15 protein-coding genes are annotated in these 13,439 nt (G+C 51.9%); 5 read left to right on the top strand and 10 right to left on the bottom strand.

Translation table 11 applies throughout. The features are described 5' to 3' along the window. Positions 1–222: 222 nt before the first annotated feature. Together cysK and ACYSNS_RS02580 are read right to left on the bottom strand one after the other, a co-directional pair. Complete coding sequence (gene cysK / locus ACYSNS_RS02585; protein ID WP_461721557.1) at positions 223–1,212, bottom strand: cysteine synthase A; 990 nt, start codon at positions 1,210–1,212, stop codon at positions 223–225. Positions 1,213–1,543: 331 nt separating this feature from the next. After that, positions 1,544–2,500, bottom strand: coding sequence for an aldo/keto reductase (locus ACYSNS_RS02580; protein ID WP_461721556.1), 957 nt, complete (start codon positions 2,498–2,500; stop codon positions 1,544–1,546). Positions 2,501–2,808: 308 nt separating this feature from the next. Between ACYSNS_RS02580 and ACYSNS_RS02575 the strand changes: the two genes are divergently transcribed. Together ACYSNS_RS02575 and ACYSNS_RS02570 are read left to right on the top strand one after the other, a co-directional pair. Next, positions 2,809–3,072, top strand: coding sequence for a hypothetical protein (locus ACYSNS_RS02575; protein WP_461721555.1), 264 nt, complete (start codon positions 2,809–2,811; stop codon positions 3,070–3,072). 312 nt (positions 3,073–3,384) lie between these two features. Next, the gene (locus ACYSNS_RS02570) at positions 3,385–4,146 is read left to right on the top strand and encodes a class I SAM-dependent methyltransferase (RefSeq protein WP_461721889.1); all 762 of its coding nucleotides are present in this window, start codon (positions 3,385–3,387) and stop codon (positions 4,144–4,146) included. A gap of 370 nt (positions 4,147–4,516) precedes the next feature. Here ACYSNS_RS02570 and ACYSNS_RS02565 read toward each other — a convergent pair whose 3' ends face one another. Together ACYSNS_RS02565 and ACYSNS_RS02560 are read right to left on the bottom strand one after the other, a co-directional pair. Further along, positions 4,517–4,972, bottom strand: a complete 456-nt coding sequence (locus ACYSNS_RS02565; protein WP_461721554.1) for a Crp/Fnr family transcriptional regulator — start codon at positions 4,970–4,972, stop codon at positions 4,517–4,519. Positions 4,973–5,066: 94 nt separating this feature from the next. Continuing rightward, positions 5,067–5,750, bottom strand: coding sequence for a response regulator transcription factor (locus ACYSNS_RS02560; protein ID WP_461721553.1), 684 nt, complete (start codon positions 5,748–5,750; stop codon positions 5,067–5,069). A 73-nt stretch (positions 5,751–5,823) separates the two neighbouring features. Between ACYSNS_RS02560 and ACYSNS_RS02555 the strand changes: the two genes are divergently transcribed. After that, positions 5,824–6,387, top strand: coding sequence for a L,D-transpeptidase family protein (locus ACYSNS_RS02555; protein ID WP_461721552.1), 564 nt, complete (start codon positions 5,824–5,826; stop codon positions 6,385–6,387). A 138-nt stretch (positions 6,388–6,525) separates the two neighbouring features. Here the strand turns inward: ACYSNS_RS02555 and ACYSNS_RS02550 are convergent, their stop codons facing one another. The 6 genes from ACYSNS_RS02550 to ACYSNS_RS02525 all read right to left on the bottom strand — a co-directional run bounded on the left by ACYSNS_RS02550 (position 6,526) and on the right by ACYSNS_RS02525 (position 11,392). Then, positions 6,526–7,290 carry a hypothetical protein gene (locus ACYSNS_RS02550; RefSeq protein WP_461721551.1) on the bottom strand — a complete coding sequence of 255 codons (765 nt, stop codon included), beginning with the start codon at positions 7,288–7,290 and terminating at the stop codon, positions 6,526–6,528. A gap of 626 nt (positions 7,291–7,916) precedes the next feature. Further along, a complete protein-coding gene (locus ACYSNS_RS02545; protein WP_461721550.1) occupies positions 7,917–8,360 on the bottom strand; it encodes a VOC family protein in 444 nt (147 codons plus the stop codon). Positions 8,361–8,401: 41 nt separating this feature from the next. Beyond that, a complete protein-coding gene (locus ACYSNS_RS02540) occupies positions 8,402–8,905 on the bottom strand; it encodes a DUF2938 domain-containing protein (RefSeq protein ID WP_461721549.1) in 504 nt (167 codons plus the stop codon). A gap of 202 nt (positions 8,906–9,107) precedes the next feature. Further along, a complete protein-coding gene (locus ACYSNS_RS02535; RefSeq protein WP_461721548.1) occupies positions 9,108–10,064 on the bottom strand; it encodes an acetyl-CoA carboxylase carboxyltransferase subunit alpha in 957 nt (318 codons plus the stop codon). Between the two features lie 99 nt (positions 10,065–10,163). Further along, positions 10,164–11,102, bottom strand: coding sequence for a site-specific tyrosine recombinase XerD (locus ACYSNS_RS02530; protein ID WP_461721547.1), 939 nt, complete (start codon positions 11,100–11,102; stop codon positions 10,164–10,166). Then, positions 11,099–11,392, bottom strand: a complete 294-nt coding sequence (locus tag ACYSNS_RS02525) for a hypothetical protein (protein WP_461721546.1) — start codon at positions 11,390–11,392, stop codon at positions 11,099–11,101. Before ACYSNS_RS02525 ends, ACYSNS_RS02530 begins: the two co-directional genes overlap by 4 nt. A 93-nt stretch (positions 11,393–11,485) precedes the next feature. Between ACYSNS_RS02525 and ACYSNS_RS02520 the strand changes: the two genes are divergently transcribed. Beyond that, complete coding sequence (locus ACYSNS_RS02520; RefSeq protein ID WP_461721888.1) at positions 11,486–12,061, top strand: shikimate kinase; 576 nt, start codon at positions 11,486–11,488, stop codon at positions 12,059–12,061. Positions 12,062–12,063: 2 nt separating this feature from the next. Further along, positions 12,064–13,182, top strand: coding sequence for a 3-dehydroquinate synthase (aroB, locus tag ACYSNS_RS02515; protein WP_461721545.1), 1,119 nt, complete (start codon positions 12,064–12,066; stop codon positions 13,180–13,182). Positions 13,183–13,439 lie beyond the last annotated feature (257 nt).

The following is a 13,439-nucleotide window of genomic DNA, read 5'->3' as shown; positions in this document are numbered from 1 at the left end:
CAGACTACACGCGTGAACCATTTATTTTATCGCGTGTATTGATTCAATAGAAGCAGGATAAAGAATTGATCCAGTGAATCGATTTTCCTGCGGTGCGCTTCCCACTTTTCGGTGCACGCTATGGAATGCATTTTTGGCTTATAAGATGTCGGACAAATGCGGGCTTAAAAACGGTAGCATATCCGGCGCTATTTTGCCGGATATGCTTGTGGGAGGAGTCGATTAGTCGTCTAAACCGTCAAAGAGTGCTGTTGAGAGATAGCGCTCGGCAAATGAAGGAATGATAATGACGATATTTTTACCGGCATTTTCAGGCCGTTTGCCCACTTCAATGGCGGCTTGCAGGGCGGCACCCGAAGAAATTCCCACCGGTATGCCTTCTATACGCGCCAAATCACGCGAATTCTGGAAGGCATCTTCATTTGCGACGGTGATGATCTCGTCATACACATGCGTATCAAGTGTTTTGGGGGCAAAGCCTGCACCAATACCTTGAAGTTTATGGGGCCCGGGTTGTCCGCCCGAAAGCACCGGAGAATCTTTTGGTTCCACCGCGATCACCTTGAAATCAGGCTTGCGCTGCTTGATGACCTGACCGACACCGGTAATCGTGCCGCCTGTACCAATACCGGAAATCAGAAAATCAACATCACCCTTTGTGTCGTTCCAGATTTCTTCCGCAGTGGTTCTACGGTGTACTTCCGGATTGGCGGGATTTTCAAATTGCTGCGGAATAACGGCATCCGGATTTTCAGCGGCCAGTTCTTCGGCTTTGGCGATTGCGCCTTTCATGCCTTTTGCACCTTCGGTCAGCACCAGTTCCGCCCCGAGGAATTTCAACAGTTTGCGCCGTTCAACCGACATGGTTTCCGGCATGGTCAAAATCAGCCGATAACCCTTGGCAGCTGCCGCAAAGGCAAGCGCGATACCGGTATTGCCCGAAGTTGGCTCGACCAATACGGTTTTACCGGGCACGGCTTTGCCCTGCCGCTCCAGCGCCTCGATCAATGCCAGACCGATACGGTCTTTGACACTGGCCAGCGGGTTGAAGAACTCCAACTTGGCCAAAAGATTGGCGCCGACGCCTTTTTGCTTGGCAAAACGGTCTATCCGCACAAGCGGCGTATTGCCGATCGTATCCAGAACCGAGTCATAGATAAATCCGCGTCCGTTGGTCTGGCCGGGTTGGGTTTGCTTTACTTGATCTGGCATGCCGGTCTCCTCTTGCAGTTCGGTTGCTATCGTTTGCGCGTGTTGCGGACGGGCAAAATCGTTAGAGCAATTCCCGAAAAGTGTGAAACGCATCCGTGGAGAAAACAATTCACAGGATTGTTTTCTTATCCCACTCCTATCGGATAAGAATTGCTCTGGTGTTGCTGTTTAAGATAGGGTGTGTTTTGGAAAAAACATAGCGATTCTATGTCAAAAATTGCATAATTACGAAAATATTTTCTAGTAGAAAACACACCTGAAGCAAAAAAACTGCCAGATGCGTTTTTTGCACATCCGGCAGGCTGTTATCGTTCAACCGGCATGGTTGGCCCTATAAGGCGCTGGCTTTATCAAGCTTTGCCATATCCTCGGCGGTTAGCGCAATTTCAGCGGCTTTGACAAGGCTATGCAACTGGTCAACCTTGGTGGCGCTGGCAATAGGCGCTGTTACGCCGGGGCGGGCCATTACCCACGCCAAGGCGATTTCGGCCTGTGTTGCGCCCTTGCTTTGCGAAACTTCATCCAGTGCCGCCAAAATGCGCTGCCCGCGCGGATTGAGATATTTTTCCACGCGTGAACCACGCTTATGCGCGGCTAGATCGTCAGTCGAGCGGTATTTGCCCGAGAGAAAACCTGAAGCAAGACTGAAATAGGTAATGACGCCCAGGCCGTAACGGGTCACGACGTCGCAAAGCGGACCGTCAAACGAGGCGCGGTCATAAAGGTTATATTCCGGCTGCAAGGTTTGATAGGCAGGCAGATGATTTTCCTTCGCCACCATCATGGCGGCATCCAACTGCGCCGCGGTGACATTGGAGCAGCCAATTGCACGGATTTTACCGGCTTTCAACAGCTTGTCATAAGCACCCAGCGTTTCTTCGAAGGGTGTTTCAGGATCAAACCAGTGCGATTGGTACAAATCGATCACATCCACCTGCAACCGACGCAGTGAATCCTCCACCGCTTGCTCTATCCAGCGTGCGGAAAGGCCCTTATGGCCTTCAAGCCCCATATCGGAGCCGACTTTGGTGAAAATCAGCAATTTGTCACGTTTTGCCGGATTGGCTTTCAGCCATTTGCCGATAATGGTTTCCGACTCACCGCCTTTATTGCCTTCAACCCAGGTCGAATAGGCATCGGCGGTGTCGATGGCATTCAGCCCGCTTTCGGCGATGGCATCCAGCATGGCAAAGGATTGCTTTTCATCCAGTGTCCAGCCAAAAACATTGCCGCCAAACACCAATGGCGCAATATAAAGGCCGGTTTTTCCTAATGGACGCAGTTTCATGGGATGTCCTTTCATTGAGGGGGGTATTCAAGGTCACCGGTATGCATCCACTTTGGGTCATGACCCTCAAACGGTGCTCCGGCATGCGGCCAATGTAACGCGAAACGTATATTGTGCAAACCGCATCACATGGTTTTGACCTGTCATGCTTCTGTCAGATTTTAACCTTAAATTAACGAATGCTTTTTCTTTGGGCACCAAATTTGGTATTGCTGCGTTAGCATGATGCTTTCCAATCTTAATATCCGCTTTTGGCAAGCAACACGCGAGAGGGCAGAACGCCATATCGAATGATCGGATGTAAAGTTATGCGTAGATTGAATGGTTTTATGTCTCTAAAAATGGTGCTTTTGCCATGTCTGCTATCCATGGCGGGCTGTGCGACGCAGGCCACGGCGTGGACAGAAAAATTGACCACCCAAAAGGTGGAATTGCCGACAGAATGTACCGGTTGGCAACAGATCGAGGTAAAAACCCGCACACGTTATTACATGATGCGTGAAGACCAGCGTGCGCTGGTGGACATCGATGCGCATAATTTGCGCGGTAAAAACCTTGGCTGCTGGCAATAAACGCAGATTGCACAATGCAGGCCTTATAGAGCGCTTTTCGATCTGATTGCAGCAGGCAGGCACCCCAAGCTTTTGATTTGTCGCGGTATCTTATCCGATTGATGATTTACATCAATCGCGAACCGCTCTAGCATCGCCAAAGCGTGTGCAGCAACATAGATAAACGCTATGCGGCCATCAGGTGTCACGGGATTATTTTCAAATTTTCCGCTTCGATCAAAGGATAAAGCGCGTTAAGATTGAAAGTTGGAACGGTTGGTTTGATAAATGCAAATCATCGCTGCACATGGGCAGAGGCCAAATGGTGAATTTTTGGATATTTTAAAACTCAGATCATTTTATGCTACCCCTTTGGGAAGCCGTGTTCTGGTGAGCATTGCCAGCCGGTTGAATGTCGCAGTGCGTGATCTCTCGGGCGAGCGTCTGGTGGGTCTTGGCTATGCCACGCCTTATCTTTCGCGCTTTGGCGAACGGGCGGAACGCTGTTTTGCTTTCATGCCTGCGCGGCAGGGCGCTTCGGTTTGGCCGACGGCGGAAAAGGTTGCCACGGCGCTGGTTTTTGAAGAAGATCTGCCGCTTGCCGATGCCTCTATCGACCGGATATTGCTGGTGCATTCGCTGGAATTTGCCGAGAATGCCCGCGAAATGCTCAATGAAATGTGGCGTGTTCTGGCCCCTAATGGCCGCATTGTGCTGGTGGTGCCAAACCGGCGCGGCTTTTGGGCGCGCAATGACCATACCCCGTTTGGCAGCGGCCAGCCTTATAGCCGCGGGCAGTTGTTGCAACTACTGCACGAGGCCAATTTTACCGTTGGGACATTACAGGAAGCATTGCACTTTTCGCCATCGCGGCGGTGGATTGCACGGTTGTTTTCAGCGGTTTACGAACCTTTGGCCCGGCGGTTTTTCCCCTATTTCGGCGGTATCATGATTTGCGAGGCGCAAAAACGCCTTTATCAGGGGCTGCCGGTTAAAAAGCGTCAATCGCGGCGGGTGTTTATGCCGGCATTGTCGCCACAGGCGACGAACCGTAAATCGTTTCGTACAGCCAATACATTGGGTGATGAAGGTTAGAGCGTGTCCCCAAAAGTGGGAACCGCATCCGCAGGCTAAACAGGCCGCTGGACTGTTTAGTTTCCCTGCTCCTATGGCATAAGACAAGCTGATAAAAACCGTGTTGCCCGAAGTCGGGAACAGTAGCCACCGGGGTAACAAGCTGCTGCCTTTATGCGTAAGAGAAATCACGATGCAGATGGTGCAAATGCCTTAGAGCGCTGTTCGGCCTGATGCTATCCGGCCGTCGCGTCTCAAGCTTTTGATTTGTTGCGGTATCTTATCCAATTGATGGTTCACATCAATCGGGAACCGCTCTAGAGGCAGTGCAGGAAAGGCAGACAGAATGGCGTATTGCTTTTTTATCGCCATGCAAAACAGCTTCGAAGAACTATTGTTCAGAGAATCCCGGTAGGCGGGTGATATCCCGAACCAGTTCCTGCATGCGGCCACTGACATAATCGTAGATGTGATGGGCGATTTCGGGGAATTCTTCCATCAAGCGCGCAAATGTGGCACGGCTGATTTGCAAAACAAAACTTTCCATGGCCGCAATGGCGCTCATCGGGCGATAGATTTCTGTGACCATGGCCAGCTCGCTTAACAGCGTGCCGCGGGTGACGGTGTCGATCAGGCGCTCATTCTGCCCTTGTTGGCGGTAAAGATTGATGCTGCCGGATAAAACCACATAGGCGCAATCGGCAATGTCGCCTTCGCGGAAGAGCGGTTTGGAACGGCCAATATGAATGCGCTGTGCGCCGAAGACAAGCAAACGCAACTGCTCTTGTGTCATAGCGTGGAAAAAATCCAGCTGCTGCAACATTGCAATGTCGTCATCGATTGCCAAATAAAACCCCTCGCAGTGGTTCCGGTTGCCGGATTGCCAAACTGCAATGCGGCCGCCGGAAGGATAGAAGACGGGCAGCTTTTGGCTGCCAGCCTTATGGAATAAGCTTATAGCCGCCGCTATCGGTGACCAGAATTTGCGCGTTGGACGGGTCTTTTTCAATTTTCTGGCGCAGCCGGTACACATGGGTTTCCAATGTGTGGGTGGTCACGCCGGAATTATAGCCCCAAACCTCTTCCAGCAAAGTGTCGCGGCTGACAACTTTATCACCTGCGCGGTAGAGATATTTGATAATGGCGGCTTCTTTTTCGGTCAGGCGTATTTTGCCGCCCTTTTCGTCAAGCAGCAGCTTTTGGCCGGGTTTGAAAGTATAAGGCCCGACCTGGAATGTTGCATCTTCGCTTTGCTCATGCTGGCGCAATTGCGCACGTACACGTGCCAGCAGCACTGCAAAACGGAAAGGCTTGGTGACATAATCGTTGGCGCCGGCTTCCAAACCCAGAATGGTGTCTGAATCGGTATCATGTCCAGTCAGCATGATGACGGGGGCACGAAAGCCGTCCTGCCGCAATTTTTTAACGGCTTCACGCCCGTCAATATCAGGCAGACCGACATCCATAATCACCAGATCGACGTTTTCCTTGCGGGCTGTTTCCACGCCTTTTACGGCTGTGCTTTCCTGCAAAACGTTGAATTCTTCATGCATTTGCAGCTGCTCGACAAGAATGGAGCGTAGATCGTCATCATCGTCTACAATCAAAAGGGTACGACCGGTCATTTTTTATCCTTATGAAAAACGCAAGTCTGCGCTATAAATCATTTCAACTCACCATCACGAAAAACATGGTTTCATGCAAGTGCATTTGAAGAAAAAACCAACAAAAAAACAACAATTTGTCGCATTTATTATGGTGCGTAAACGCTGCGGCCAGAAATCGCAGGGGATTTTGGCAGCCGGACAACAGCGTTTTATCTGCGCGCTGGGGCGTGGCGGTATCAGCGCCCAAAAGCGCGAAGGCGACGGGGCAACGCCCTTGGCCACAATGGCGCTTTTGGGGGGATTTCGGCGGCAGGGGCTGCGTGCATTGCCGGCGGGCGGCATTGCGTTGAAACGTGTTGGCAAGCGTGATGGCTGGTGCGATGCGGTGGGGGATGCCAATTATAACCGGCCTGTGAGGTTGCCCTATCGGGCCAGTGCAGAACATATGCAGCGCAGCGATAGCCTTTATGATGTGGGAATGATTGCCGATTGGAACATATCCCGAAGAATAATGGGCAGAGGCAGTGCGATTTTTATGCACCTTGCACGGCAAAATTACCAGCCGACGGAAGGGTGTATAGCCCTGTCACGCCGTGATATGGAGCGGCTTTTGCCCCATGTTTCACGTGCAACAAAGATCAGGATTTCGCGATAATACCATGAAGGAAGTCAACACGGCAGGGTGGGTGCGGGTCCACCCTGCCGCGCCTATTGCGCCTTACCACAGGCAATATTGCCCTTGGGTTGAACGCAAATTTCTTACTTGGCCGTTCGCATCAGGTCGAAAAGCGCTCTAATGCAAAAGGTTGCGCTCCTTTGTCTCTTCGTCGCTGGTCACATCGCCATCCGGCCAATCCGCGCCCGTGGTTTTTTTCATGGCTGGGGGGTGTTTTGCCATGGGCGGCACTGTTGGGGCCGCCTGCGTGGCTGCCCGCGTGGCTGCGTGAATGCCGGCAAAGGCAGAGGGAAGATCGCTGGCAAAAAACGCAAACAAACGCACAAGCTTTTCAGCGGTGAAAGATATGTGACCACCAATCATGCGCTGCAATTGTGCGGTTGTCAGGCCAATCTGCGGTGCGATATCGGCAGGTAAAAGGTTGAGTTCAGCCATCTTGGCCACCACTGCCCGCCCGATGACGGTGCGGTAAAGCCGGTCTTTGTCCAGTTCCGCTTTCATATTTTGCAACTGGTCGGCATCCAGCGGCTCACCACCCGCCGCGATGGTCAGTATGCGCAGCCTGTCACCATCATCCAGCGCATCCAACGCATCGTTGAGCGCTTGCGCCTCATAAGCATCTTCACCATCGTCGGATAAATCATCGCCATGGATAAGATCGGCGAATAGATCAATCGATGATTGCGCCATAAGGAGCGCGTTCTGGCTCTGGTCGGTGTCGCTTGGTTGATCCGTTCCATCATCGCCGACAAGCGCTGTCAAGTGGGCGAGATCACGTTTTATACGGGTGATGTATTGTTCTATGTCATCCGCATCCGCAGCGTTGTCGCGCTTGGCACTCCTACATTGCGGGCTAAGATTGTTTTTTGCGCGTTGCGCCATTGCTTAGTCCTTTCCAGTGCCTGCGGTGCATCCCGCACAGGGTTCTATCGGGAAAGTTAAGAACTGTAGTCAAGCTAACAGCTATGGTGCTTTTGGTGCCAACTTAGGCTTTTCACACACCCAGCATTTGCGCTGGGGGCTTCCACCGTCGCCCCGCTTATGCAGCGGTAAGCACCTATGGTATGACACCAAGCTTTCCCGACCGAATAGGAATGATCGGGAGGCAATAAGGTTCCAGCGCTATCGCACTCTGGTTTTACCCAGAGTGTGACAGTGTAAGATACCTATTCCAGTGCTTGACTACTCGTTCTTAACCGAGGGAATGGGGATGCACTGTCTTTCATCCATTCCGCTGTCTACTATAGACGTTTTTTTTGTAAAATAAAGTGGCTGGTGTCAGAGGGCTTCTATCGGGAGAGTTCAAAACTGTCGTCAAGCTAACAGCCACGGTGCCTTTGGTGCCAACTCAGCTTGTTGAGCGTTGCCCCGCTTAAAAGCGGCAGACACCTATTTTATAACACCATGCTCCCCGACCAAAGATGAAATGGATTTTAATTCATTTCGTTATGCTTTCGCGCTCCAACATGTCTTTCAGCTCTGCCACAGCACGAGCTTTCAAGATTATTCTACATTTCCTGGACGAACACCACTGTATTTCCTGCCGGATCGCTGACTTGCGCGAGCTTGATGAATCCTAGGTCTTGTGTTTCACTAACGGCAATATCCAAGTCTTGAAAGATAGCGCGCTGTAACTCGATATCGCGGACACCGCAAACTACAGATGATTTACCTGCAAGGCTTGGATCCGGCGCAACTGAAATTTGAATCCAAGCGTTCTCTACAAGCTTCCACTCGGCAACACCTTCAACAGGCGAAATATCCGGTTTGCGCTGAAGCCATTTGGAATACCACTCAATGGCACCGTCAAAGTCATTTACATGGAGAACGGAGATAACGCTTGTAAAGTTGTTATTGGACATTTCGGTGCTTTCTTGGTGCATTGAAGTTTTAATTCTGACACGAGGCTCTAAGTTATCTTTATTTCTGAAATTTAAGCCAACAGCATTCATAAGATGAATTGCCTGTTTTTAGCCAGCACAAAAAAATACGGTCATACAAGTTTTAAGATATTGGCAGATGCATATAGGCCAAGTGCAAAAGACGTGTGAGCAATCAGGCTTTTGATACGGCCAATCCAAGGTTTAGGTAGTTTTGATCCGGCCAGACCCAATCCAAAAGATGGTTGCAATACAAAAAACGGCATAACGACACTGCCAATACCTACCAACATGGATGGAATAAATAACGACTTTTGCTGCCAATTCTCGCCAAGGATAAAGAAAAGTACAGCGGCAAAAACAACGCCTATAGCATAATGCAAAAACCACCCTAAAGCGCGTTCCATTGGAACCGCTTGTGCATCCTTGATGGTATGATGCTTAAATGTTCCTTTGGAAAAATGGCATACCCATCTACCGACCAGCCCATAATCCAACGACTTAACTGAAAACAACTTGAGTTGTAGCCAAGCCCATATGTCCATAATCAAAGTCGCACCAATCCCGACAAATAGGATGTTGGCGGATAGAATCCACATTTCATGGAAGGAATTCATATCAAGCTCCAGATTGCGCTATGGATTGAAGATACCAAAAGCGGGTTACAGGCGCATTGCGAAGAGCGCGGAGCCGGTTTTGCTATCGCGACACGCTTCCGGCTGAACACTTCAAGCCTATCCCGAAGGGACACAAAAACAGCGGCAATCAAATCGAAAAGCGCTCTATTGTGCCATATCTTTCAATGCTTAGATCCTGCCCCTAGGCCAGTGAACGGCCAATCTGCAGATATTTGTCCCAACGCTCTTGCTTCAGCGTTTCGCCATCTTTTCCGGCCATGGTTTTTAATGCAGCCGCAATAATATTGCCTGCCGCATCAATTGCCGCCTGTTTGCCGCGGTGCGCGCCGCCCAAAGGCTCGGGGATGATACCGTCAATAATCTTCAATTCATAAAGGTCTTGCGCCGTAATGCGCATATTGCTGGCCGCATCCTTGGCGCGGGTTGCATCACGCCACAGGATCGACGCTGCACCTTCCGGCGAAATCACCGAATAGATGGCGTGTTCCAGCATATAGACCTTGTTGGCAGCGGCAATGGCAATGGCGCCGCCCGACCCGCCTTCGCCCAGAATAACCGATACAACCGGCACTTTCAGGCGCAAGGTCTGGGCCGTTGACTGGGCAATCGCTTCTGCCTGTCCGCGCTCTTCCGCGCTGACACCGGGATAGGCACCCGCTGTATCGACAAGCGTAATCAAGGGCAGGCCAAAACGGTCGGCCATTTCCATAATGCGCACGGCCTTACGGTAGCCTTCAGGGCGGGCCGAGCCGAAATTATAGCGCAGGCGCGATTGTGTATCATTGCCCTTTTCCTGCCCGATATAGGCAATCGCTTCACCTTTAAAGCGGGCAAAACCGGCCTGTATCGCCTCATCATCGGCAAATTTACGGTCGCCCGACAAAGGTGTGATATCGGTGAAAAGCTGGGCCGAATAATCAAGAAAATGCGGACGGTCGGGATGGCGCGCAACCTGCGTTTTCTGCCAAGGGGACAATTTCTTGTAAAGATCGCGCAAGGCGGTTTGCGAACGGGCCTCAAGGCGCGAAATCTCGTCGCCCATATCCACACTGCCTTTTTCCTGGGCAATTTTTTTCAGCTCAAAAATCTGGGCTTCCAAATCGGCAACCGGCTTTTCAAAATCAAGATAATTATACATCGGATCCAACTTTTTATCGCGCCATGCGGCGGCTGACACTCAGTTTTAAAGGCGTCTTTTTCATGACGGCCCAATTTTCATTTGCTTTATATATTTTCTTTACTCTGCATGAGCCCGCTCGGCAAGCGGATGATGCTCATTTACCAGACGTTGCAGCCTTTCTTCAAGCACATGGGTGTAAATTTGCGTTGTGGCAATGTCGGAATGGCCGAGCAATTGCTGCACAACGCGCAAATTCGCCCCATGTTGAAGCAGGTGGCTGGCAAAAGCATGGCGGATAACATGCGGGGAAAACCCTTTTGTATTGATACCGGCTGCCGCCGCCAGAATTTTCAGGTCGCGCGCCACCAACTGGCGGGCCACAAAACCCTGATCGGCATTGGCGGGGAAAAGATAGGGACTCTGCTGGTCTTTACCGCTATCGCGGATAAGCAGCCAAGCGGCCAAGGCGTCTTTTGCCTTTTCCGATAGCGGCACCATGCGCTCCTTGGAGCCTTTGCCGCGCACCATTAAAAAACGCGGGGCCCCGCGGGCAATACGCACCGGCAGGCTGACAGCCTCGCTAATGCGCAGGCCCGTGGCATAAAGCAATTCAACAATCGTGTGCAGGCGCACGGCCTTTTTATGCTCGGCTGGCGAAAGGTCTGTCCGCTTTGCCTCGGCCTCGGCCAGATCTAGAAGTTTTGTAACCTGTGCCTCGCTGATAATTTTGGGCAGACCGGCCTGTTTGCGCGGTGCGTCAATGTCGCCCGAAGGGTCGTCGGCGCGCAAACCTTCGGCATAAAGAAACTGGAAAAACTGCCGCAATGTGGAAAGCCTGCGTGCTTGCGAGGTGGCGGCAAAGCCTTCGCTTTGCATATTTGCCAATATTTTTGTCAACGCGTCGCGTCCGGCTGAAAGCAATGTCACCCCTTGGGCTTGTAATTGCGCATCCGCCCAATCGAGGTCACGGCGATAGGCTTCAAGCGTGTTCAAGGCGGCACCGCGTTCGGCGCTCATCATTTCGAGAAAATTGTCTATAGTTGCAGAAAGTTTCACCGTGCCGGCCCCGCGCTGTTCGGCTTTGGTGCCTGCGGGCTATCATCGCCATTTTGCTGTTTTTCTGCCGGTTCTGCCGCGATGGGCGGGTCATAGGGCCAATCGCGCAAATGCAGCTCGCTTGGTGCAATGTCGATTGTCATATCGGTGGTGACGGGTTTGACAAGGGCCACTAGCCCCACCATGGCGCCATAGACAAGGGCAACCAAAACAACAATAGCCAGAAGCAAACGGGTTAAAGTGGGCATAATATGATAGAATTTTTCCTGAAGATGAATGACTTTCAACATTATCATGCCTTATAAAGATTAACAGGGATTGACTTCGCAGCAGATAAATGTCGAAACGAAACCATGAAAAGCAGTCTGTCCAAAAATGCCCCTATGGCACGCACCGCTGCCCGCCTGACGTCAAATCTGGGTGGTCGGTCGCTGGTGCTTGTCGGCTTAATGGGGGCGGGCAAATCCACCATCGGCAAACGGGTGGCCGGTATGCTGGAGCTGCCTTTTCACGATGCCGACCATGAAATTGAAAAAGCGGCGCAAATGTCGGTGCCGGAATTGTTCGAAACCTATGGTGAGCCGGAGTTTCGTGATCTGGAGCGGCGGGTGATCCTGCGGCTTATCCGCCAAGGGCCGATGGTGCTGGCCACCGGCGGCGGCGCTTATATGAATGAAGAAACCCGCAAGGCCATTGCCGAACACGGCATTTCAATCTGGCTCAATGCCGATCTGGAAGTGTTGATGGAGCGTGTTTTGCGCCGTCAAAACCGGCCTTTGCTGAAAAACGACAATCCGCGTGGCGTGATGGAAAAATTGATGGCCGACCGCTATCCCGTTTATGCCAAGGCCGATCTGACCATCAACAGCCGCAAGGCACGGCGCGATGTGGTGGCGCGTGACGTGGTGCGCACTGTCGAGCGTCACCTGACCAAGCAGGATAAACACAAAGGAGCCTGACCATGAAATCTGAAATCGTTGCCGTGACACTGGGTGAGCGCAGTTACGATATCATCATCGGTTCAGGGCTTATCGCCAATGCAGGACAGGAAATTGCCAAACGGTTTCCCGGTGCCCGCGTGGCCGTCGTCAGTGACAAAAACGTCGCCTATGCCCATTTGCAAACCTTGTCTACAAGCTTGCAGGAAGCCGGCATCGACATGGTGCCGATTATTGTTGAAGCGGGCGAAAAGTCCAAATGCTTCGACACGTTGCAAAAGGTGGTTGACGATATTCTGGCTGCCCGCCTCGAGCGTGGCGATTTTGTCATTGCGTTGGGCGGCGGCGTCATTGGCGATCTGGCCGGTTTTGCTGCTGGAATTGTGCGCCGCGGAATGAATTTTATCCAGATGCCGACCTCGCTTCTGGCGCAGGTCGATTCGTCTGTTGGTGGAAAAACCGGTATTAATACCCGTCACGGTAAAAATCTCGTCGGTGTGTTCTATCAACCGCGGCTGGTCATTGCCGATAGTACGGCGCTGGACACGCTTTCGGTGCGCGAATTTCGCGCCGGTTATGCCGAAGTTGCCAAATACGGCCTCATCGACCAGCCGGACTTTTTTGCCTGGCTGGAAAATAATTGGCGGGAAGTCTTTGCCGGTGGTGATGCGCGCATTGCGGCGATTGCGCGTTCCTGCCGTTCCAAGGCCGCTGTTGTAGCCCGCGACGAGCGCGAAACCGGCGACCGTGCGCTGCTCAATCTCGGCCATACATTCGGCCATGCGCTCGAAACGGCCACCGGTTATGATTCGACCCGCTTGGTGCATGGCGAAGGTGTAGCGATCGGCATGGTGCTGGCGCACCAGTTTTCTGCCTATATGAATTTGTGCAGCCCCGATATTGCCACGCGGGTGGAAGCCCATCTGAGCGATGTCGGCCTGCCCACCTGCCTTCAGGATGTGCCGGGCGGTCTGCCAAATGCGGAAACGCTGATGGCCACGATTGCACAGGACAAAAAGGTGTCACGCGGTGCATTGACCTTCATTCTAACGCGGGGTCTTGGCCAGTCCTTCATTGCAAAGGATGTGCCGCCGCAATCGGTCTTGTCGTTCCTGAAACAAAAACTTGGCGAAAAAGATTGATCCCGACCGGCTTATTGTTTAATGAAACCCATGCGATCGGGTCTGCGTAGCTCAGCAGGATAGAGCACAGGATTCCTAAATCAAATTGGGCGCTTATGGGGGAAACTCCGCAAGCGGATCTGCTCAAAGTCGGGGAAAGCTTCATGGCTTCTTGCCATATGCCGATCCCGAGCCAAGCCCTGATGAAAATTCAAGGGAAGGTGTAGAGACTGGACGGGCAGCACCTAAAGGGTTTTTTCCTATGGTGAAGGGACAGT

The sequence above is a fragment of the Bartonella sp. LJL80 genome (assembly GCF_054871565.1).
This window is presented reverse-complemented; position numbering and strand designations above follow the sequence as displayed.